This window comes from Methylocystis sp., from assembly GCF_051061225.1.
In the GTDB taxonomy this organism is placed as follows: Bacteria; Pseudomonadota; Alphaproteobacteria; order Rhizobiales; family Beijerinckiaceae; genus Methylocystis.
The window spans coordinates 15,831-37,442 of record NZ_JBPFEB010000045.1 but is presented as its reverse complement, the minus strand read 5'-3'; the positions used below and the strand labels follow the sequence as shown (position 1 = coordinate 37,442).

General features: G+C 66.8%; 19 protein-coding genes. 12 read left to right on the top strand and 7 right to left on the bottom strand.

All coding sequences use genetic code 11. The features are described 5' to 3' along the window. Positions 1-40: 40 nt before the first annotated feature. A complete protein-coding gene (queG, locus tag ACR652_RS09030) occupies positions 41-1,165 on the bottom strand; it encodes a tRNA epoxyqueuosine(34) reductase QueG (protein WP_434506179.1) in 1,125 nt (374 codons plus the stop codon). A gap of 39 nt (positions 1,166-1,204) precedes the next feature. Beyond that, positions 1,205-1,885, bottom strand: a complete 681-nt coding sequence (locus ACR652_RS09025; RefSeq protein ID WP_434506178.1) for a glutathione S-transferase family protein — start codon at positions 1,883-1,885, stop codon at positions 1,205-1,207. Positions 1,886-2,112: 227 nt separating this feature from the next. Here ACR652_RS09025 and ACR652_RS09020 point away from each other — a divergent pair, with 227 nt between their 5' ends. The 9 genes from ACR652_RS09020 (at position 2,113) to ACR652_RS08980 (ending at position 11,450) form a co-directional block, all read left to right on the top strand. Then, the gene (locus ACR652_RS09020) at positions 2,113-2,826 is read left to right on the top strand and encodes an SIMPL domain-containing protein (RefSeq protein ID WP_434506177.1); all 714 of its coding nucleotides are present in this window, start codon (positions 2,113-2,115) and stop codon (positions 2,824-2,826) included. A 173-nt stretch (positions 2,827-2,999) separates the two neighbouring features. Then, positions 3,000-3,398, top strand: a complete 399-nt coding sequence (locus ACR652_RS09015; RefSeq protein WP_434506176.1) for an ArsC/Spx/MgsR family protein — start codon at positions 3,000-3,002, stop codon at positions 3,396-3,398. 131 nt (positions 3,399-3,529) lie between these two features. Continuing rightward, complete coding sequence (locus ACR652_RS09010; RefSeq protein WP_434506175.1) at positions 3,530-3,811, top strand: DUF1488 family protein; 282 nt, start codon at positions 3,530-3,532, stop codon at positions 3,809-3,811. Positions 3,812-3,913: 102 nt separating this feature from the next. Then, a complete protein-coding gene (locus ACR652_RS09005; RefSeq protein WP_434506174.1) occupies positions 3,914-4,957 on the top strand; it encodes a sulfate ABC transporter substrate-binding protein in 1,044 nt (347 codons plus the stop codon). After that, positions 4,954-5,817, top strand: coding sequence for a sulfate ABC transporter permease subunit CysT (gene cysT / locus ACR652_RS09000; RefSeq protein ID WP_434506173.1), 864 nt, complete (start codon positions 4,954-4,956; stop codon positions 5,815-5,817). Before ACR652_RS09005 ends, cysT begins: the two co-directional genes overlap by 4 nt. Then, positions 5,810-6,703 carry a sulfate ABC transporter permease subunit CysW gene (cysW, locus tag ACR652_RS08995; protein WP_434506172.1) on the top strand — a complete coding sequence of 298 codons (894 nt, stop codon included), beginning with the start codon at positions 5,810-5,812 and terminating at the stop codon, positions 6,701-6,703. The genes cysT and cysW overlap by 8 nt, the downstream gene beginning before the upstream one ends. A gap of 22 nt (positions 6,704-6,725) precedes the next feature. Continuing rightward, on the top strand, positions 6,726-7,793 hold the full coding sequence (locus ACR652_RS08990) for a sulfate/molybdate ABC transporter ATP-binding protein (protein ID WP_434506299.1): 1,068 nt from the start codon (positions 6,726-6,728) through the stop codon (positions 7,791-7,793). After that, a complete protein-coding gene (gene tam, locus ACR652_RS08985; protein WP_434506171.1) occupies positions 7,790-8,596 on the top strand; it encodes a trans-aconitate 2-methyltransferase in 807 nt (268 codons plus the stop codon). Before ACR652_RS08990 ends, tam begins: the two co-directional genes overlap by 4 nt. 196 nt (positions 8,597-8,792) lie before the next feature. Next, entirely contained in the window at positions 8,793-11,450 is a 2,658-nt protein-coding gene (locus ACR652_RS08980) for an alginate export family protein (protein WP_434506170.1), read from the top strand. 68 nt (positions 11,451-11,518) lie between these two features. On the opposite strand, the gene ACR652_RS08975 is transcribed toward ACR652_RS08980, so the two are convergent. Together ACR652_RS08975 and ACR652_RS08970 are read right to left on the bottom strand one after the other, a co-directional pair. After that, on the bottom strand, positions 11,519-14,266 hold the full coding sequence (locus ACR652_RS08975) for a heavy metal translocating P-type ATPase (RefSeq protein ID WP_434506169.1): 2,748 nt from the start codon (positions 14,264-14,266) through the stop codon (positions 11,519-11,521). Positions 14,267-14,293: 27 nt separating this feature from the next. Continuing rightward, the gene (locus tag ACR652_RS08970) at positions 14,294-14,779 is read right to left on the bottom strand and encodes a methyltransferase family protein (protein ID WP_434506168.1); all 486 of its coding nucleotides are present in this window, start codon (positions 14,777-14,779) and stop codon (positions 14,294-14,296) included. Between the two features lie 125 nt (positions 14,780-14,904). Here ACR652_RS08970 and ACR652_RS08965 point away from each other — a divergent pair, with 125 nt between their 5' ends. From ACR652_RS08965 to ACR652_RS08955, 3 genes are read left to right on the top strand one after another with little or no spacing between them, the layout of a single operon-like run. Then, positions 14,905-16,038, top strand: coding sequence for an 8-amino-7-oxononanoate synthase (locus tag ACR652_RS08965; protein WP_434506167.1), 1,134 nt, complete (start codon positions 14,905-14,907; stop codon positions 16,036-16,038). Continuing rightward, positions 16,035-16,661, top strand: coding sequence for a dethiobiotin synthase (gene bioD / locus ACR652_RS08960; protein ID WP_434506166.1), 627 nt, complete (start codon positions 16,035-16,037; stop codon positions 16,659-16,661). Before ACR652_RS08965 ends, bioD begins: the two co-directional genes overlap by 4 nt. Next, positions 16,658-17,932, top strand: coding sequence for an adenosylmethionine--8-amino-7-oxononanoate transaminase (locus ACR652_RS08955; RefSeq protein WP_434506165.1), 1,275 nt, complete (start codon positions 16,658-16,660; stop codon positions 17,930-17,932). Before bioD ends, ACR652_RS08955 begins: the two co-directional genes overlap by 4 nt. Here ACR652_RS08955 and ACR652_RS08950 read toward each other — a convergent pair. The 3 genes from ACR652_RS08950 to ACR652_RS08940 all read right to left on the bottom strand — a co-directional run bounded on the left by ACR652_RS08950 (position 17,908) and on the right by ACR652_RS08940 (position 21,443). Further along, positions 17,908-19,677: an AMP-binding protein gene (locus ACR652_RS08950; RefSeq protein WP_434506164.1), complete on the bottom strand. Its 1,770-nt coding sequence runs from the start codon at positions 19,675-19,677 to the stop codon at positions 17,908-17,910. The genes ACR652_RS08955 and ACR652_RS08950 overlap by 25 nt on opposite strands. 114 nt (positions 19,678-19,791) lie before the next feature. Then, the gene (locus tag ACR652_RS08945; protein WP_434506163.1) at positions 19,792-20,805 is read right to left on the bottom strand and encodes a nickel/cobalt transporter; all 1,014 of its coding nucleotides are present in this window, start codon (positions 20,803-20,805) and stop codon (positions 19,792-19,794) included. Beyond that, positions 20,802-21,443, bottom strand: coding sequence for a DUF1007 family protein (locus ACR652_RS08940; protein ID WP_434506162.1), 642 nt, complete (start codon positions 21,441-21,443; stop codon positions 20,802-20,804). The genes ACR652_RS08945 and ACR652_RS08940 overlap by 4 nt, the downstream gene beginning before the upstream one ends. Positions 21,444-21,612 lie beyond the last annotated feature (169 nt).

Below are 21,612 nucleotides of genomic sequence, written 5' to 3'. Positions count from 1 at the left end.
ACGGCAAGATGTGCTGCAGCGCACGAATCGGGGAAAAGGGTCAGTTTTTCAGGGAGTGTGTCTCTTTTGCCCATTCCTCACGGACCGTCTCGTCGGCTTCCGCGGCGGCTTCGCCTTGCAATGCAACGAGACGTTCCGGCGTGAGCCGCGCCAGCGCCCAGACGGCGGCGCCGCGGATGAGCGGATCGGGGTCGCGCAGCAGCCGCTCGGCCTCGGCCGCGAGCGCGGGAGCGCGGCTGTTGCCAATCGCGATCAGAACGTTGCGCAGGAAGCGGGCGCGGCCGATGCGCTTGATCGGCGAGCCGGAGAACAGGGCGCGGAAACCGGCGTCGTCGAGCCGGGCGAGCTCGGCCAGCGGCGGACTGTCCAGATCGTCCCGAGCCGCGAGCTTGGCCTCGCGCGTGGCCTGTGCGAACTTGTTCCACGGGCAGACGGCGAGGCAGTCGTCGCAGCCATAGATTCGATTGCCGATCGCTGGCCGGAAGGCGCGCGGGATGGGGCCCTTGTTCTCGATGGTGAGGTAGGAGACGCAGCGGCGCGCGTCGAGCAGCCGGGGGCCGATGAAGGCCTGCGTCGGGCAGACGTCGAGACAGGCGCGGCAGGAACCGCAATGGTCGCGCTCCGGGCGATCCGGGACGAGCGCGAGAGTCGTGAAGATCGCGCCGAGAAAGAGCCAGGAGCCGAAGTCGCGCGACACGAGATTCGTGTGCTTGCCCTGCCAGCCGAGTCCAGCCGCCTCGGCGAGCGGCTTTTCCATCACGGGCGCGGTGTCCACGAAGACCTTGACCTCGCCGCCGCCGGCGCGCGCCAGCATGAAGCCGGCAAGCTGCTTCAGCCGGCCCTTGATCAGGTCGTGATAGTCGCGGTGTCGCGCATAGACCGAAATCGCCCCGGCCTGCGGTCTGTCGAGCGCCTCCAGCGGGTTCGCGGAGGGGCCGTAGTTGAGGCCGAGCATGACGACGCTTCTCGTCTCGGGCCAGAGCGCCGTCGGCGCCGCGCGGCGGTCGGCGGCGTCGGCCATCCAGCCCATATCGCCATGCGCGCCCATGTCGAGCCACGCCCGCAGCCGCGCGGCGCTGTGCGGCGCGGCGTCGGCGGTCGTGAAGCGGCAGGCGTCGAAGCCGAGGGACAGGGCGCGCGCGCGGATCGCGTTTTCGAGATCCATTTGACGCCCATTATAGCGCGCGGCGCGGGACCGCGCGTCTCAGAAATCGAGAAGCGCGTAGAAGGGGCCCGGCGTCATGCCCGGCGCGCGGTCGGCGAGCAGCGGGCGGAAGGCGGGGCGCGACTTCACGCGCTGGTACCAGTGCTTGGTCGCCTCGTCTTCTTCCCATGGCGCGTCGCCGAGATAGTCGGCGCAGGAGAGATGCGCGGCGGCGGCGAAATCGGCGTAGGAGAGCCGGTCGCCGGCAAGCCAGTTCCGATGGCTGGTGAGATAGCCGATATAGCGCATGTGATGGCGGATATTGGCCCGCGCCACCCGCACCAGATCCATGTCCGGCGCGCCGCCCTGCGGCGAGAAGCGCTTGTAGACCTTCTCGGTGACGAGCCAGCCGGTCACTTCCTCGAAGAATTTGACGTTGAACCAGTCCGTCAGCCGCCGCGTCTCGATGCGCGCCGGCATGTCGGCGGGCAGCAGCCGCTGCGGCCCGCGCGACGCGCCATAGACCTCGTCGAGATAGTCGGCGATGACGGCGCTCGGCACGATCGTGCCGTCGTCGTCGATCAGGACGGGGGTGCGGCCCGCCGGGTCGAGCGCGAGCAGCTCCGGACGGCGATCCATCGGGCGCTCCTCGATCAACTCGGCCTCGACGCCATATTCAGCGAGGATCAGCCGGACGAAGCGGGAATGCGGGCAGAGCGGGTAATGGTAAAGAAGGGGCATGAGGCCTGTTCGCGGGGGCGCGGGACAATCGCGCGCGGTTCCTGTAAGGTTGAACTGGACTAGCGCGCTTTTCCGCCGCATGGAACCATGAGTTCGGCGAAAACGTCGCGCAGACAGCCAGAAGTGAATCCAATCGAAAAACTTTGCCAAGTTTTTCTTAAGAACAGGGTCTAGAACCGCAAGCCGGCTCTTTTGCGGCCAAAGCGCCGCTTCTCGAGGACGACGCCATGAAACGCCTGATTCTCGCCGCCGCCCTGCTGCTCTGCGGCCACGCTCACGCCGAGTCGCTCAGGGATTCGGTCCCCAACGTGGCCGTCGTGGGCGAGGCCTCCGCGGATGTCGCGCCGGACCGGGCGACCTTGCGCTTCGGCGTGGTGACCGAGCGGCCGACCGCCGCCGCCGCCGCTTCCGACAACGCCACCGCCGTGCAGGCGATCCTTGACGAACTCAAGACCATGGGCGTCCCGGAAACCGACATGCAGACGGAGCAGGTGTCGCTCGCGCCGGTCTCCACCGAGGAGCGGGACGCCAAGGGCAAGCCCAGGACGACGACGACCTACCGCGCCACCAACAGGCTCGCCGTGCGGATCACGCCGGTCGAAAAAGCCGGCGACATTGTCGGCCGCGTCCTCGACAAGGGCGCCAATAGCCTGGAGGCGGTCGATTACGACCACATCGATCTCGAGGCCCGGCGCGACGACCTGCGCGCCAAGGCGGTGAAGGACGCCGAGCGTCGCGCGCGGGCCTATGCGGAAGCCGCGGGCCTGCGTCTCGGCCGGATCATCGAGATTCGCCCGCAGGACTATCCGGCGCCCGTGGGGCGCGCCTTCGATGCGCAGCTCGCCGCCGCTCCCGCCCTTGGCGCGACCGCCGTTCCGTTGCGTCCCGGCACGCAGCATGTGAGCGAACGCGTCTCCATCGTCTGGGCGCTGGCGCGTTGACCCGGGCTGGCGGCGCGTCATCAGGCAGATTGCGTGAAATTGAAGCGAGGCGCCTAGCGGCTTGCTTTGCATTCGGGCGCCGCATCGCAACAAGACTTCGGTAAGATGTTCGTGCGGTAAAATCCGTGGGGCGATCGGAAAACGCCATATCGCCCGCTCAGGAGACGATGCCCATGGCGAACGTCATCTTTTACGAAAAGCCCGGTTGCGCCAGCAACGCCCGACAGAAAGCCCTGCTGATCGCCTCCGGCCATCAGGTTCAGGCTCATGACCTGCTTCACGAGGCCTGGAGCGTATCGAGCCTTCGCCCCTTCTTTGGCGAAAAGCCGGTGCGCGAGTGGTTCAACGCCGCCTCGCCGCGGGTGAAATCGGGCGAGGTTGATCCCGACGCCGTGAATCCGCAGCAGGCGATCGTGATGCTGATTCTCGATCCCGGCCTCATTCGACGGCCCCTGATGAGAGTTGGCGACCATTGCGAATCGGGGTTCGACCCCGTGGCCGTGAGCCGCTGGATCGGCCTGAAACCCGAGGCCGAGACGGTTTCGGACCGCTGCGCGATGGATGCCGCGTGAGAGAGCCCGCCTGATCGGCCAGACTGCCCGGCCGTGGGCGCCCGCCCGCCCGCCGTGCTCTCGCGCGGGGCGCGGAACACAACGGCGTCTCGCGGATTTCTTCCGTGACCGGAAGCAGGAGGCGGGCGCCGATGCCGCTTGAACATATCGAATCCGAGGTCGTGCGCGAGGAGAACGGCTTCTCCTTTTCGATGCGGGTGGCGGGGGAATTGCAGACCATCCGCGTTTTCGTGTCGGATGACGCGCTGGAAGGCGACTTCGACCTCCCCGAGGAAGAGGACCTGCGCGCGCAATTCGAGGCCGAGCGCCCCGAGCTCGAGGCTGTCGCCAGCGAGAAATACAGCCTCGGGCGCATCGCCGCGGACGGCGTGGTCGCCATCACCCTCTCCGACGTGACCAAATTCATCGAATAACCGCTTGATTGTCTGCGCCTTTTGCTGTGGCGCAAAAAGGCGCTTGCCAAATAGTCTATTCCAACTATAGACTTTATAAGACTGATCGATGGAGTTGACAAAATGAGCAAGGGCAGGGGGAAGCTGGGCGCGCTTCTTCGCGTTTCGACGATTGCGGGCGTGGTTTTTGGTCTTCTCGGGACTGTCCCGGCGCAGGCGGCGCAGACGCTCCTGAACGTTTCCTATGATCCGACGCGGGAGCTTTACAAGCAGATCAACCCGGCCTTCGTCGCCGACTGGAAGGCGCGAACGGGCGAGACGGTGGAGATCCAGACCTCGCATGGCGGCTCGGGCGCCCAGGCCCGCGCGGTGATCGACGGTCTCGCCGCCGACGTGGTGACCCTGGCGCTGGCGGCGGACATCGACGCGATTGCGACGAAGTCGGGCAAGATCGCCGCGGACTGGCAGAAGCGGCGCCCGAATAATTCGGCGCCTTACACCTCCACGATCGTGTTCCTTGTTCGCAAGGGCAATCCCAAGGCGATCAAGGACTGGGACGATCTCGCCAAACCGGGCGTCGCGGTCATTACCCCCAACCCCAAGACCTCCGGCGGCGCGCGGTGGAATTTCCTCGCCGCCTGGGGCCACGGGCTGAAGAAATTCAGCGGCGACGAGGCGAAGACGAAGGAGTTCGTCAAGGCCATCTACGCCAATGCGCCGGTGCTGGACACGGGCGCCCGCGGCTCCACCATCACCTTCGCGCAGCGTGGATTGGGCGACGTGCTGATCACCTGGGAGAACGAGGCCTTCCTCGCGCTCAAGGAATTCGGCGCGGACAAATTCGAGATCGTCGCGCCGAAAGTCTCTATCCTTGCGGAGCCGCCGGTGTCCGTCGTCGACGCCAACGCCGAGGCGAAGGGCGTCAAGCCTCTGGCCGAAGCCTATCTCGACTATCTCTACGCGCCGGCGGCGCAGGCGATCATCGCCCGCAACTTCTACCGGCCCGCGCATCCGGCGGACGCCGCCAAGGAGGATTTGAAGAAGTTCCCGAAGATCGAGTTCATCACGGTCGACAAGACCTTCGGCGGCTGGTCGTCTGCGCAGAAGAAGTTCTTCGCCGATGGCGGCGTCTTCGACGACATCCAGAAACAAGAGCCTGCGAAGTGACCTCCCCGACCCTCGCAGGACGCAACGCTCGGCGCTTCAAAGCGCCGAGCGTCATTCCCGGTTTTGGCCTGACCTTCGGCTACACGCTGCTCTATCTCGGGCTGGTCGTGCTGTTTCCGCTGGCGACGCTGATCTGGCGGTCCTCCGGACTGGGCTTTTCCGGTCTGTGGCAGATCGCGACCGAGCCGCGCGTCGCCGCCGCTTTGCGCACGACCTTTTTCATCTCTCTCGCCGCCGCGGTCGTGGATCTCTTCTTCGGCCTGATCGTCGCATGGGTGCTGACACGCTATCACTTCCCCGCGCGCCGGCTGCTCGACGCTTTCGTGGATCTTCCCTTCGCCCTGCCGACGGCGGTGGCGGGCATCTCGCTCGCTGCGCTCTATGCGCCCAACGGCTGGTTCGGCGCGCCGCTCGCCGACGTCGGAGTCAAGATCGCCTTCACGCGCTGGGGCATTCTGGTGGCGCTCATCTTCATTGGCCTGCCGTTCGTGGTGCGCACCGTGCAGCCGATCATCTCCGAGCTGGAAGTCGAGCTGGAGGAGGCCTCCGCGACGTTGGGCGCGACCCGCGTGCAGACGGTCGCGCGGGTCCTGCTGCCCCCGCTCGTTCCCGCGCTGCTGACGGGCTTCGCCCTGGCCTTCGCGCGCGGCGTCGGCGAATATGGCTCCGTCATCTTCATCTCCGGCAACATCGCCTATGTGTCGGAGATCGCGCCGCTGCTGATCATCGTGAAGCTCGAACAATATGATTACGCCGGCGCGACCGGAGTCGCGACGATCATGCTGGCGATTTCCTTCTTCGCGCTTCTCCTCATCAATCTGATCCAGGCCTGGAGCCGGAAGAGGTTCGGTCATGTCTGAGACCGCCATCGTATCCGCCGGGGTCGGGCGCCCTCGCGCCAAGGCGCGTCCCGTCACGCAGGATGCGCCGCTTGCGCGCCTTGCGCTGATCGCGACCGCCGTGCTGTTTCTGCTGATCTTCCTGTTCGCGCCGCTGGCGATCGTTTTCGCCGAAGCGACGAGCAAGGGCTATGGCGCCTTCATGGAGGTCTTCAGCGAGCCCGACGCCATCGCGGCCATAAGGCTGACGCTGCTCGTCGCGGCCATCGTCGTGCCGGCGAACCTCGCCTTCGGGCTGGCGGCCGCATGGTCGATCGCCAAATTCGCCTTTCCGGGAAAGAGCCTGCTCATCACGCTCATCGATCTGCCGTTCTCGGTGTCGCCGGTCGTCTCGGGCCTGATCTATGTGCTGGTGTTTGGGGCGCAGGGGCTTTTCGGCAAATGGCTGTCCGCGCATGGCGTGCAGATCATCTTCGCCGTTCCCGGCATTGTGCTGGCGACGGTCTTCGTGACCTTCCCCTTCGTGGCGCGCGAACTCATTCCGCTGATGCAGGAGCAGGGGACCGTCGAGGAGGAGGCGGCCCTCACCCTGGGCGCGTCCGGCCTGCGGACCTTCCTGACCGTGACGCTGCCCAATATCAAATGGGGCCTGCTCTACGGCGTTCTGCTGTGCAACGCGCGCGCCATGGGCGAATTCGGCGCGGTTTCCGTCGTTTCGGGCCATATTCGCGGCCTGACCAACACCATCCCACTTCAAGTGGAGATACTTTACAATGAGTATAACAATGTCGCCGCTTTCGCTCTCTCGGTCCTTCTTGCGAGCCTTGCGCTCGTCACCCTCGGACTCAAGACCTTCCTCGAATGGCGCCACGCTGACGCGCTCGCCGCGCGGGGACGGCGTCACTGAACCGACGAAGCATGGTTTCGCCATTCGCGTCGAGGGCGTCGAGCAGGATTTCGGCGCCTTTCCGGCGTTGCGCGACGTCAGCCTCGACATTCAGCCCGGCGAGCTGGTCGCGCTTCTGGGTCCCTCGGGCTCCGGCAAGACGACGCTCTTGCGCGTCATCGCGGGTCTGAACACGCCCGATCGCGGCCATGTCTATTTCGACGGCCGGGACGCCACGAATCTGCCGGTCCAGGATCGCCGCGTCGGCTTCGTCTTCCAGAATTACGCGCTGTTCAAACACATGACCGTCGCGGACAACATCGCCTATGGGCTGAAGGTGCGGCCACGGCGGCTGCGGCCCTCGCGCGGCGAGATCGAGGCGCGGGTGTATGAGCTGTTGCGTTTCGTTCAGCTTGAGGGACTCGGCGCGCGCTATCCGGCGCAGCTCTCCGGCGGCCAGCGCCAGCGTGTGGCGCTCGCGCGCGCCCTCGCCATCGAGCCGCGCGTGCTGCTGCTCGACGAGCCTTTCGGCGCCCTCGACGCGCGGGTGCGCAAGGATCTGCGCCGCTGGCTGCGCGAGGTGCACAAGGAGACCGGCCTCACCACCGTCTTCGTGACGCATGACCAGGACGAGGCGATGGAGCTGGCCGACCGCGTCGTGGTGCTCAACGAGGGCCGCATCGAGCAGATCGGCACGCCGGCGGAGCTTTACGATCAGCCGGCTTCGCCCTTCGTCATCTCTTTCGTCGGCGAGGCGGTCGCCCTGCCTGTCACCGTCGGGGACGGCCATGTCCGCTTCGGCGACCGCGAATTGCACATCGACACGCATGGTCTGCGCAGCGGCCCGGCCCGCGTGTTCTTCCGTCCCGCGGACATCGCCGTGGCGACCGATGGGGCGGGCGAACTGGAAGGGCGCGTCGAGAGCGTTCGCCGCACGCCCGCCGGCGTGCGCGCCACCATCGCCATCGACGGTTATGATCAAACGCTCGAAATCGACTCGCCGCTCTCCGCCGCCGCCGCGCTCGGCGACCGCGTGCCGCTATCGCTCGCCAAGGCGCGCATCTTTCCGGCCGCGGACGGCGAATATCTCGACGTGGGGGAGGGCATTTGACCGCCGCGCCCTGCGACGACGCAGGCGCCGCGACAGGCGACTGGAATTCGGGCCTCTATCTGAAGTTCGAGGAAGAGCGCACGCGCGCCGCGCGCGATCTGCTCGCGCGCGTTCCTTATTGCGAGACAAGGCTGATTTATGATCTTGGCTGCGGCCCCGGCAACAGCACCGAGCTGCTCACCCGCAGCTTTCAGGGGGCGGCGGTCGTCGGCGTCGACAAGTCGGACAACATGCTCGCCGTCGCCCGCGCGCGCGTCCCCATGGCGCGCTTCGTCAAGGACGACATTGCGCGCTGGCGCCCGCCGGCGCCCGCCGATCTCATCTTCGCAAACGCCACGCTGCATTTCCTGCCCGACCACCGGAAGCTGATCAGAACGCTGCTCGACTCGCTTAATCCGGGCGGGCGCATCGCCGTGCAGATGCCCAACAACACGCATGAGCTGTCGCATGCGGCGATGCGCATGGTGGCCGCTGATGGACCCTGGGCGGATCGTCTCGTGCCTGTCGCCAAATCACTGACGGTCATCGGGCAGGCGGATGAATATTACGATCTCTTCGCGCCGCTGTGCCGCTCCGTCGACATCTGGCAGACGATCTATATCCACCCGCTCGACGGCCCCGACGGCGTCGTGGAGTGGTTCGCGGGATCGGGCCTTCGTCCCTTCCTCGATCTCCTCACTCCCGAAGAGAGCCGCGACTTTCTCGACCGCTATCGCGACCGCCTCGCGCAGGCCTATCCGCGTCAGCCCGATGGCAAGGTCTTGCTGCGTTACCCACGGCTTTTCTTCGTTTTGCACAAATAGGCGTTCGCCTGCCCGCGCGCCCGCGCGCGCCTCTCCGGCAGCTTCGAAAGCGCACAGGTGTTGCGTCAAAGCAACGGTTCCATGCCAAGCTTCTTTTAGTCTATTAAATCGCTAGACAGTAGGGCCTGTGTGCGGTTTGATCACTCTCGAAAAGACGCCGCGACGCGCGGGCAATAACCAAAAACGAGAGTGGGCGATGCGAGACTTCAGGCGACAGTTGAAACTGGGGGCAGCCGCCGCGGCTCTGGCCGCGTTGATCCCCGGGGGCGTTCGAGCGGAGGAGAAACCGGCGCCGGCGTCGGTGGAAACCCAGTCGAAGGCGAAGACGGGCGGCAAGGACGCCGCCAGGGCGGGGGACGGCAAGGCGGCCGGCGGGTCGAAAGCGGCGGCCGCTGGCGCCAAGCCCGCCGCCGACGCAAAGCCTGAAGAGAAGAAGAGCTATTACGTTCCGACGCGCGGCTATCGACTCGAGCCGCAGCCCGACATTCCGCCTTACGTGCGCAATCTCGGCAAGACCTACAAGCAGTTCGAGGGCGTCAACTGGCTCAATATCGGCCTCGATTCGCGCACGCGCTTCGAATATCGCGAAAACGATTATCGTCCGTGGACGAACTCGGCCACCAATCCGCCGAGCTCGCAGCGCAAATATTTTCCCAATTCCCTGTGGCTGTCGCGTACGCGGTTCTACCTCGGCGTGCAGGATATTCTCGATCCGTTCCGCGCCGTCGTGGAGTTTCAGGATTCGCGCGCCTTCAACAGCATCTATGAGTATCAGGGGCAGGAGATCAATCAGACCGACCTGATCTCGGCCTATGGCGAACTCTATTTCAAGGACGCCTTCGGCAAGGATCCGCGTGGCAATGACCGACCGCTGACGGTGCGCGCCGGCCGCTTCCACTTCGAGCTTCTCGACCGGCGCCTGATCGCGGAGAACGAATTCCGCAACACGACGAACAATTTCGACGGCGTCCGCATCAAGGTCGGCAAGAAGGAAAACGACTGGGATCTGGACAGCTTCCTGATGCGGCCGGTGATCCGCTATCCCTATCAGTTTGACCGGCCCGACTGGCAGAACTGGATTTACGGCAGCGTCTTCAGCTTCCGGCGGTTCTCGGAATATGCGACGGTGCAGCCCTATTTCATCGGCCGCACGCAGTATGCGGACCAGACCAATGTGTCGAGCGCGCTCAAGACGCATCGCGAGACCTATGCGCCCGGCCTGCGCATTTATGGCGTGGTCGGCAACTTCGACTACGACTTCGACATCAACAAGCAGTTCGGTTCTTTCGGCCGTTTGCAGTCGGCGATCATCGGCGGCCAGACCTACGACAATATCGAGGTGACGGTTCCCCATGACGCGCTCGCCTGGGCGATCGAGGCGGGCTACACCTTCTCCGAACACCCCTGGAAGCCGCGCATCAGCGCCGAATATGTCTACGGCTCGGGCAACGGCAGCCCCTTCAATTATTCCAATAACAACTTCGACATCTTCTACGGCTTCAACCAGCCCTTCTCGCGCAACGACTATTTCGCCTGGAACAATATCAAGGACCCGAAAGTCAGGCTGGAGTTCACGCCGGCGAAGAACCTGCAGATCGACACCGCCTTCAGCGCCTATTGGCTCGCCGACGCCGCCAGCGCCTGGGACCGCGCCAATCTCTTCTCGCCGCTCGGCAATGTGGCGGGGCGGGGCAATTTTCTCGGCTCGGAATTCGACATCCGCGCCCGTTACAAGCTCTCGCAGTTCATCAATCTGACGGCGAGTTACGCACGCTTTTGGCCGGGAAGCTTCCCTGCCAGCTTCGCGCCGCCGGTCAAGGGACAGCCTTACTGGCCGCAGTCCTATAATCTGACCGACTCCGGCTTTAATGTCCGTCAGACCACGACGACCAACGGGCTCACCTCCCAGCCGACGGATTTCTTCTATCTGGAAGTCACCGCCAACGCTTTTGGCGACGGCCAGCCGATTACGAAGGATCCCGTTTCAACGCTGTGGGGCGCGGTCGGCCCGAATGCGCCCGCCGCGCCGCCGCCAAGCTGGCGCGACGTCTATGTCGGCCTGAACGGGGGCGGCGCCTGGTCCAATCCGGGAACCTACACCTGGACGGCGCCTTCCATCGGCGCCTGGCAAGCGCCCGGAAGTCCTGTCTGGACCCCTGTCGCGAATACGCCGGCGAGCCTGGCGCTGGCGGCGGGCTCCTATATCCCGAATGGCCGCAACCACCTCGCGGGCTTCATCGGCGGCATGCAGGTCGGCGCGAACTGGCGTTTCGACAACAACATTCTCGTGGGCGCGGAGACGGATCTGCATGCGGTTTCCGGCAATACCGACTCGGCGCTGCACAGCTCCATCGTCACGGTGGGCAAGGACAGCTATCTCAACTATGGCCAGCGCAACACGACGCTGAACTATCTGGGCACGGTGCGGGGACGCCTCGGTTATGTGTTCACGCCGACCCTGCAACTCTACGGCACGGGCGGTCTGGCCTATGGCGGCGTGATCTCCAATACGGCGCTGTTCACACAGCCCGGTTCGCCGAAGCCGGCCTGGACCCTGGCAGACGCCGGCTATCAGAAAACGCTCGTCGGCTGGACGGCCGGCGGCGGCGTCGAGTGGATGTTCATGCCGAACTGGAGCGTGAAGGCCGAATATCTCCACTATGATCTCGGCAACGCGATCGCCGCGGGCCAGAACGCCTATGGCGTCAGTTACAACACCTCGACCAACGTCTGGTCCAACACCGGCGTGCCGTCGGCCAAATACGACTATGCGGTCGGCACGAAAACGCGCTTCGACGGAAACCTGATCCACGCCGGGATCAGCCGGCACTTCGACCTGCTGGCGACAGACTGAGCGAGCAGGGCGAGACAAGAAGGGCCTGCGCAAACTTCGCGCAGGCCCTTTTTCATGTCCGAGGCGGCTCAGGCCGCGATCTGCGCCGGATAGCCTGCCTCGGTGATCGCCTTCGCCAGAGCCGCCGGGTCTTTCGGCGTCGGCGACACGTCGACCTTGCCGGTCGCGAGATCGACCTTCACATCGGCGCCGGGCTCGACCGCCTGAACCGCCTTGGTGACGTGCTTCACGCACATGCCGCAGGTCATGTCCTTCACACTGAACGTCGTCATCGTCGTCTCCTCCTTGAGATCGGTCTGCGCGGGCGCCGTTTGCGGCGCCGGCGTTTCATGCGTCGCCGGCGGCAGGGGCGCCTCGGCGATAACGGGGGGCTGGAAGCGGCGCAGCCGCAGCGCATTGGTCAGCACGAAGACGCTGGAGAGCGCCATGGCGCCGGCGCCGAGCATGGGCGAGAGCTGCATGCCGTTCACCGGATAGAGCACGCCAGCGGCGACCGGAACGAGCAGCGCATTGTAGCCGAAGGCCCAGAACAGATTCTGCTTGATGTTGCGCATGGTGGCGCGCGAGACCGCCAGCGCCGCCGGCACCTTGCCGAGGTCGCCCGACATCAGCACCACATCGGCCGCTTCAATGGCGATGTCCGTGCCCGTGCCGATCGCGACTCCGGCGTCGGCGGCGGCGAGCGCGGGCGCGTCGTTCACGCCGTCGCCGACAAAGGCGATCTTGCGGCCTTCACGCAGCTTTTCCAGCGTCGCCACCTTGCCGTCGGGCATGACGCCCGCCACGACTTCGTCAATGCCGAGCCGCCGCGCGATGGCCTTCGCCGTGCGCGCGTCGTCGCCCGTGATCATCGCCGTCTTCACGCCGATGGCGTGCAGGGCGTCGATGGCGGGTTTCGTGGTCGGCTTGAGATCGTCGGCGACGCAGAGGATGGCGCGCGTCTTGCCGTCGACCGCGACATAGAAGGGCGTCTTGCCCTCTTCGGAGAGGGCGGCGGCGCTTTCCGCGAAGGCCGCCGTGTCGAAGCGCAGCGACGCCATGTAGCGTTCCGCGCCGATCGCGATCCGATGACGCTCTACCACGCCCGCGACCCCCATGCCGGAGACGGATTCGAAGCTCGCGACCGGCGCGAGCTTCAGACCGCGATCCTTCGCGGCGGCGACGATCGCGGCGGCGACGGGATGTTCGGACTGCGCCTCGACGCTGGCGGCGAGCCGCAGCAGCTTGTCCGCGTCCTCGCCGCGCGCCGGCAGGAGATCGGTGAGCCGCGGCTTGCCGAAGGTGAGCGTGCCGGTCTTGTCGAAGGCGATCAGCGACACGTCCTGCAGCGTCTGCAACGCCTCGCCCTTGCGGAACAGCACGCCCAGCTCGGCGGCGCGGCCGGTGCCGGTCATGATGGCGGCGGGCGTGGCGAGGCCCATGGCGCAAGGGCAGGCGATGATGAGCACGGCGACCGCGCTTACCAGCGCATAGGTCAGGCGCGGCTCGGGGCCGATCAGCATCCAGACGGCGAAGGTGACGGCGGCGATGGCGAAGATTGCCGGCACGAAGACGGCGGTGACGCGGTCGACCATCGCCTGAATGGGAAGCTTGGCGCCCTGCGCCTGCTCCACCATGCGGATGATGCCGGCGAGCGTGGTGTCGGCGCCGACGCGGGTGGCGCGGAAGGAGAAGGCGCCCGCGCCGTTCACCGTCGCCCCGGTGACGGCGGCGCCGGGCCCCTTGGCGACGGGGGCCGGTTCGCCCGTCACCATGGATTCGTCGACATGCGACGCGCCGGCGGTCACCACCCCGTCGGTCGGAATGCGCTCGCCGGGCCGCACCAGCACATTGTCGCCGACATGCACGTCGTCGATATCGATGTCGACCGTCTCGCCGTCTCTCTCGACGCGCGCGGTTTTGGGTTGCAGCTTTGCGAGCGCGCGGATCGCTTCCGATGTCCGGCCCTTGGCGCGGGCCTCCAGAAAGCGGCCGAAGAGGATCAGCGTGACGATGACGACCGCCGCCTCGTAATAGACGTTCACCGCCCCCGCCGGCAGCACATGCGGCAGGAAGGTCGCGACGCAGGAATAGAGATAGGCGCTCAGCGTGCCGACCGCGACGAGCGCGTTCATGTCCGGCTGGCCCCTAAACAGCGCAGGCAGGCCCTTCTCGTAGAAGACGAGGCCGGGGCCGAACAGCACGAGCGTCGCGAGCGTGAAGGAGAGATAGCGGATGTTCTCCTCGCCGATCGCCATCATGGTCCAGTGGTGGAACGCCGGGATCAGATGGCCGCCCATTTCCAGGATGAACACGGGCGCCGTCAGCGCGGCGGAGAGGATGAGCGTGACGCGCAAGCGCTTCATCTCCTCCTCGCGCCGCGCGCGCTCGCGATCGGCGCCGCCGGCGTCGGACTCGATCTTGCGGGGCTCGTAGCCGGCGTCCGTGATGGCGCGGCGCAGCCGATCCACCAGGCCGGGGCCGGAGAGCGCGCGCACGCTGGCGCGTTCGGTCGCGAGATTGACGCTCGCCTCCAGAACGCCGGGCACGGCTTTCAGCGCCTTTTCGACATGGGCGACGCAGGAGGCGCAGGTCATGCCGCCGACGCCGAGCTCGATGGTCTCGATCGCCGGATCATAGCCCGCGTCGGCCACCGCCTTGGCCAGCGCCGCCGGATCGGCGTCGGGGCCGACCGTCACGTCGACGCGTTCGGTGGCGAGATTCACATTCGCCGCTTCGACGCCGGGCGTGGCCTTCAGCGCCTTTTCGACATGCGCCACGCATGACGCGCAGGTCATCCCGCGAACATTGAAATCAAGCTGCGTCTGCGCGCCCATTCTCCCCCCTTTGTCAGCCGTCCGAGACTAGAGCCATCGGCGCGTGCGCGCCATATAGGCTTGGTACTGCGCGCCGAATTTCGCGAGGAGATGCCGCTCCTCCGGCTCGATCGACCATTTCTGCAAGGCGACGGCCAGCGCCGGCGTCAGCAGGATGACGAAGGGCGAGCGCATCAGCAGGCCAAGCCCCAGCACGACCGCCACATGCGAGACATAGATCGGGTTGCGAGAGAAGCGGAAGGCCCCCTCCGTCGCGAGCCGCGACGCCGCGCGATGCGGCAGGATGGTCGTCTTCAGCCGCGCGAAGGTCAGGGCGCACCAGACGTCATTGGCCAGCGCCAGCGCGACAATGACGCCGCCGAGCAGCGGCGCGGCGGGGAAGGCGAGGAGGCCGGCGAGCGCGCCGCCCGTCAGCCAGTCGAGCGTGCGTCCCAGAATGAGAGCGAGAATGATCAGAATGGGCGGCCAGGGCGCGCGGGCGGGCGGGGCGTCGGCTTCGGGGGCGGGGGTCATGAACGGCTCCGTTGCGCCTTAACATCGCGACGCGCGCCTTGTTTTTCAACCCGGCGGCAAAGCTTGCGCATTCTTGACCGGGCGGCGCGCCCCCGTTACCTGTCCGAATGATTTCGGAGACAGCGGTGGCGTCCCTTCTGGAGCGATATCGGGCGGACCTCGCCGGCCTCGCCGCGCGCGACCGGCTGCGCGCGCTCGCGCCGCGCGCGGGGCTGGATTTCGCGTCGAACGACTATCTCGGGCTGGCGGAATCGGCGGACCTCGCGGCGGCGGCGGCGGCGGCGCTGGCGCGCGGCGTTCCGGCCGGCGCCGGCGGCTCGCGGCTGCTGCGCGGCAATCATCCCGAGCATGAAGACCTCGAATGCGAGGCCGCGCGCTTCTTCCACGCCGAAAGCGCATTGTTTTTCGGCGCGGGTTTTTCCGCCAACGAGGCGCTGCTCTCGACGCTGCCGCAGCGCTCGGATCGCATTTTCCACGACGCGCTCATCCATGCGAGCGCGCATGACGGCATGCGCCTGTCGCGCGCGCCAAGCCAGGCCTTTCCGCACAATGACGCGAACGCTCTGGAGGCGTCCATCCGGGACTGGCGCTCGGCGGGCGGCGTCGGCCGTCCGTGGATCGCGGTCGAAAGCCTGTACAGCATGGACGGCGACATGGCGCCGCTCGACGATCTCATGGATGTCGCCCTGCGCCACGAGGCGTTCCTGCTCATCGACGAAGCCCACGCGACCGGAGTGATGGGGCCGGGCGGGCGTGGCCTCGCCGCGCGCTTCGAGGGGCGGGAGAATGTGATCAGCGTGCACACCTGCGGCAAGGCGCTCGGCGTCTCCGGCGCGCTCGTTTGTCTCGCCCGCCCGTTGCGCGCCTTTCTTGTCAACCGCTGCCGCAATTTCATCTTCGCCACCGCGCCCTCGCCGCTCGTCGCCGCCTGCGTGCGCGCGTCGCTGAAGCTTTGCGAGGCGGGCGACGATCGCCGCGCCGCGCTACAGGCCCGCGTCGGCCTCGCCGGGCGTGAGCTGCAACGGCTGTGCGGCGTCGCGCCCTCGGGGACGCAGGTGCAGCCGGTCATCGTCGGCGCCGATGCGCGCGCCATGTCGCTCGCGGCGGCGATGCGCGCCAAGGGCTACGACATCCGCGCCATCCGCCCGCCCACCGTGCCGGAGGGGACGGCGCGGCTGCGCCTGTCGCTCACCCTCAACGTCGACGAGGCGCAGATCGCGCGCATGGTCGCGGATCTGTCGGAGGCGCTCTCGCCATGACGCGCGCGTTTGTCATTGCCGGAACGGATACGGGAGTCGGCAAGACCTGCTTTTCCGCCGCGCTCGTCGACGCGCTCACAGCCTTCTACTGGAAACCGGTGCAGGCGGGCCTGGAAGACGAAACGGATTCGCAGGCCGTGATGCGTCTCTCCGGAGCGGCGCCCGAGCGCATCGTTCCAGAGGCCTGGCGGCTGACGCTTCCAGCCTCGCCCCACATATCCGCGCGCGCCGAAGGGATCGCGATCGACCCCGCGCGGCTTGTCCCGCCGCATGTCGAAGGCCCGCTCGTCATCGAGACGGCGGGCGGCGTGATGGTTCCGCTGACCGACGATGTGCTGACCATCGACGTTCTCGCCCGCTGGGGGCTGCCCGTGATTCTCGTGGCGCGCACGGCGCTCGGCACGATCAACCACAGCCTCCTCGCCATCGACGCCCTGCGCCGTCGCGGCGTCCCCATTCACGGCGTCGCCTTCGTCGGCGACAAGGCGGAAGCCCAGCAGCAAACGATTGCGCGCATCGGCGGCGTCCGCACGCTCGGGCGCCTGCCGCATCTCGATCCGCTCACGCGGGAGAGCCTGCGCGAGGCTTTCGCCTGCGCCTTTACAGTGAGCGATTTCACATGAGCCTCGTCACCAGCTCGCCGGTCTGGCGCCCCTTCACGCAACATGCGTTGCAGCCCGGCGCCTACAAGATCGTTCACGCCGAGGGGGCATGGCTCACAGCGGAGGATGGGACGCGTTTTTTCGACGCTATTTCCTCCTGGTGGGTCATCACCCATGGCCATCGCCGCCCCGAGATCATGGAGGCGATCCGCCGGCAGACGGAGACGCTGGACCAGATTATCTTCGCCGGCTTCACGCATGAGCCGGCCGAAGCCCTCGCGCGGCGCCTCGTGGAGATCACGCCGCCGGGCCTGGATCATGTTTTCTATTCCGACAGCGGCTCCACCTCGGTCGAGGTCGCGATCAAGATGGCGCTCGGCTACTGGCGCAACCGCGGCGAACCGCGCACGCGCGTCGTCGCCATGGAGCATAGCTACCACGGCGACACGGTCGGGACCATGTCGGCCGGCGCGCGCTCCGTCTTCAACGCGCCCTATGAACCCTTGCTGTTCGACGTGGCGCGCGTTCCCTTTCCCGCGCCGGGGGCGGAGCAGGAGACGCTCGACGCGCTGGAGTCCGTTTGCCGCGCCGGCGCGGCGGCCTTCATCGTCGAGCCGCTCATTCTCGGCGCCGGCGGCATGCTGACCTATGGCGCGCATGTGCTCGCCGAGATGAAGCGCGTCTGCGAAACGCATGGCGTGCTCTTCATCGCCGATGAAGTGATGACCGGCTTCGGCCGCACGGGAACGCTCTTCGCCTGCGAACAGGCCGGGATCGTTCCCGACATCGCCTGCTATTCGAAAGGGCTCACAGGCGGCGCCGTTCCGCTCGCCGTCACCCTGTGCCGCCACGAAATCTTTGACGCGCATTATGCGCCCGAGCGCGCGCGCGCCTTTTTTCACTCGAGCTCCTTCACCGCGAACCCCATCGGCTGCGCGGCGGCGCTCGCCAATCTGGACATATGGGCGCATGCCGACGCGCGCGCCCGCATCGCCGCTCTCGCCTCCATGCAGGCCGAGCGCGCCGCGCGCTTCGCCGGCGACAGGCGTTTCTCGGCCGTGCGTCATCTCGGGACCATCGTCGCGCTCGATCTCAACGCGCCCGTCAGCGGCTATGCGGCGACGCTCAGCCTCGATCTGATGCGCTTCTTCAACGCGCGCGGCCTGCTGCTGCGCCCGCTGGGCGCAACAATCTATGTGTTGCCGCCCTATTGCGTGACGGCCGGGGAGCTCGACGCGGTCTATGAGGCGATCGGCGCGGCGGCCGATCAGTTCGCCTCACGCGCCGTCTGAATCTCGGTTTTCACCGAGCGTCCCCGGCCTTCGTCCGGGGGGACTTTCGCGCGCGCCTCATATTCTTCCTTCAGCGCGCGGCGCAGGATCTTGCCGACATTTGTCTTCGGCAAGGCGTCGCGGAATTCGTAAAAGCGCGGCGTCTTGTAGCCGGTCAGCCGCTCATGCGCGAAGCGGCGCAGCTCATCGGCCGTCAGGCTGTCGTCGCGCGCGACGACGAAGGCCATCGGCGCTTCGCCGGAATGCGCGAAGGGCACGCCGATGACGGCGACTTCCTTTACCTTCGGATGCTGACTCAACGCCGCCTCCACCTCATTGGGATAGACGTTGAAGCCCGAGACGAGAATCATGTCCTTGAGCCGGTCGACGATGCGCAGCATGCCGTCCGGCTCCATGATGGCGATGTCGCCGCTTCGGAAGAAACCGTCGGGCGTCATCACCTTGGCGGTTTCATCGGGCCGGCGCCAGTAGCCCGGCATGACCTGCGGGCCGCGCACGCAGAGTTCGCCGCGCTCGCCGAGCGCAACGATCTCTCCGTCGGAAGTGCGGATCGAAATGTCGGTGGAGGGCTGCGGATAGCCGATGCCGCCCGTGAACTCCGCGATGTCCGGCCGGTTCACAGTGACGATGGGCGAGGTCTCCGACAGCCCGTAGCCTTCGATGATCGGTTTGCCGGAGATGGCCTTCCACTTGTGCGCGATGATCTCCTGCGTCGCCATGCCGCCGGAAATATTCATGATGAGATGCGAGAAATCGACCTTGCCGATGTCCCGGTGATCGGCGAGCGCGGCGTAGAGCGTGTTGACGCCTGAAAGCAGTGTAAACCGCGACTTGCGCATCGTGGCGACGAGGCCGTTAAGATCGCGCGGATTGGCGATGAGCAGGCAGCACCCGCCGGTGCGGATGATCAGCATGCAGCAGGCGGTCAGCGCGAAGATGTGATAGAGCGGCAGCGCCGTGATCATCACGAGAGGCCCGCGCGGTTCGAGATACCATTTCAGCCAGGCCCAGGACTGCTCGACATTCGCCGCGACATTGCGGTGGAGGAGCACCGCGCCCTTGGCGACGCCGGTCGTGCCCCCCGTGTATTGCAGAAAGGCCGTGTCGTCGGGCTCGACCGAGACCGGGGCCCGGCTGCGCGGATCGGCTTTCAAGACCTGCGAGAACGTCTCCGCGCCGGGCAGCCGCCAGGCCGGAACCATCTTCTTCACATGCCGCGCGACGAAATTGACGATCAGGCCCTTGAGCCCCATCAGATCGCCCGCCGTGACGATAATGGCCCGCTCGACCCTCATGTCGGGCCAGGCGCGTTCGACCGTATGGGCGAAATTCTCGAACACGAAGAGGAAGCGCGCGCCGGAGTCGTTGATCTGATGCGTGAGTTCGGTCGGCGTATAAAGAGGATTGACGTTCACCACCACGCCCCCGGCGATCAGCACGCCGAAAAGCGCCGCCGGATAGGCGAGGACATTGGGCGACATGATCGCGACGCGATCCCCTTTTTGCAGCCCCTGCGCCTGAAGCCAGGCCGCGACGCGGTCGGCCGCTTCGGCAAGCTGTCGATAGGTCAGCCGCGCGCCGAAGCTCTCCACCGCCGGGCGCTCCGCATAGGCCGCGACGGCGCCGCGAAACATGTCGACGAGCGTCGTATAGGCGGAGGCGTCGATCTCGGCGGGGACGCCCGGCGGGTAGGAGGCGAGCCAGGGCCGCGCCGCGTAAGGGTCGTGCTGTCGCTCACTGGTCATTCCGCGCCTCTTTTTTGCAAAATCCGAATCGATTTATGCAAAGAAAATAGCGCGTGTGTCGCCGGTTTGACGTAACCGGCGCGAGACGATCCTTGCTGCGGCGCAGCAGGGGCCTCAGGCCGAGCCGCGCGACAGGCCGAAGCCGAGAAGCAGGCCGACCCCCAGACCAAAGACCAGCAGCGCGGCCAGAAGCTCCGCGCCGCGCGCGATCAGCGCGGTCCGGCGCGCGCCGTCGCCGCTGACCCGCAGGGCGAGATCCTTGGCGTAGACCGCCGCGGTCGCGATGGCGCCGGTGGTGAGCGCCGTGCCCGCCGACATGGCCATCACCGCGCCCGCGCCCGCGAGCAGCATGTTCTGCGAGAGGGTGAAGACCAGCACCAGAATGGCGCCTGAGCAGGGCCGCAGCCCCGCCGCGACGACCGTGGCGAGCGCGTCCCGCCACCGGAAGCCGGGGCCGGACAGGGTCGCGGGGTCGAGCGCATGGGCGTGGCCGCAGCCGGGGCCATGGATATGCGCCGGATCGTCGATGGCCTCGCAGACGAAGCGGCTCGCCCCGCTTGCCCCACTCGCGGGCGGCGCGGGCGCGCGCAGGGCGGCGGCGAGCGCCCGGCCCTTGGTCCAGACCAGACGCAGGCCGAGCGCGGCGATGGCGACATAGCTTGCGAGCTCGATCGTCTGCGCCGCGCTCGTCATTTGCCCGGCGGTGGCGTTGAAGACCAGCGCCGCGATGGCGACGAGGGCGATGGCGACGATCCCCTGCAACAGGGCGGCGAGGCCCGCGAGCAGAAGGCCGCGCTTCAGTTGCACCTCATTGGCGACCATATAGGAGGTGAGCACCGCCTTGCCGTGGCCGGGCCCGGCGGCGTGAAAGGCGCCATAGGCGAAGCTCGCGCCCGCCAGCGCCAGAAACGCATGCGGGCCGGTCTTCAAGGCGCGGGCGGCCGCCTGAAGCTCGCCATGAAACTTGTTCTGCCAGGCCAGGATCAGCCCGGCGAGGCCCGTGGCCGCGCCGGACGCCTCCTGACCGCCGACCGCGAACGGGTGGCGCTGGGCGAGAGCCGGATCAAGGGCGAGAAACAGGAGAGCCGCGGCGGCGGCCGCGACGACCCCCCACCGTCTGCGCGTCACGGGCAGGCCACGATCGCGCGCGTCGCCAGTTTTACCCCGAAATCGGCGCCGGGCGACATGTTCTGGAAGAAGGCTTCGCTGAGCTTCTGATTGTCGGTCGCGACGAGCGGCGCCGGGTCCACGAGGCTCACCGAGCAGCCCGACGGCGCCTGGGCGAGCTTCACCGGCTCCTTCTTCTCGAGGCCGAAGGAGACGAAATAGGTCGGGTCATAAACCTGGAAGGAGAAGGGCTTCTTGGCCGCGACAGGCGTCTGGAGCGGCAAGAAGAAGTGCAGCGTCACGATCTTCTTGTCGTTGGCCTCGAGGTAGACGTTCTCGGGCGCGCCGAAGGCGGCCTTGGCGTTGTTCTGCCGGGCGTAGGTGAAATAATCGAACTCGGCCAGCGACTCGACGTTGGTCTTGGCCAAGGGCGCCAGCTCCTCGCGCGTCGGGGCCTTTCCGTCCTTGCCGAGACCCTGAACGGCGAAAGCGGAATACATTTCATCGAATTCCCAGGCGTGGCGCACGCCCGTGATCCTGCCGTCCGGCCCGAACACGACTTCGCTGCGCACCGCAACCCAGACATGCGGATGCGCCCGGGCGGCGTGCGGCGCGGCGACGATCAGGAGCAGGGCGATGAGAAAATGTCGCAGCCTCATGTCCGTCCGGCCTAGGGGTGGAAATCGGCGAAAACAGGGCGTTCCGCCCCGTCCGAAAGCCTGTGTATCCTACCACATCGGTTCTTGAAAACGTCATTCGCTCTGGCTTAGACTGAAAAGAATACGAGCCGCGTCCCATGGGCGCTCCGGGCGGCGGGGGCCGCCGGGA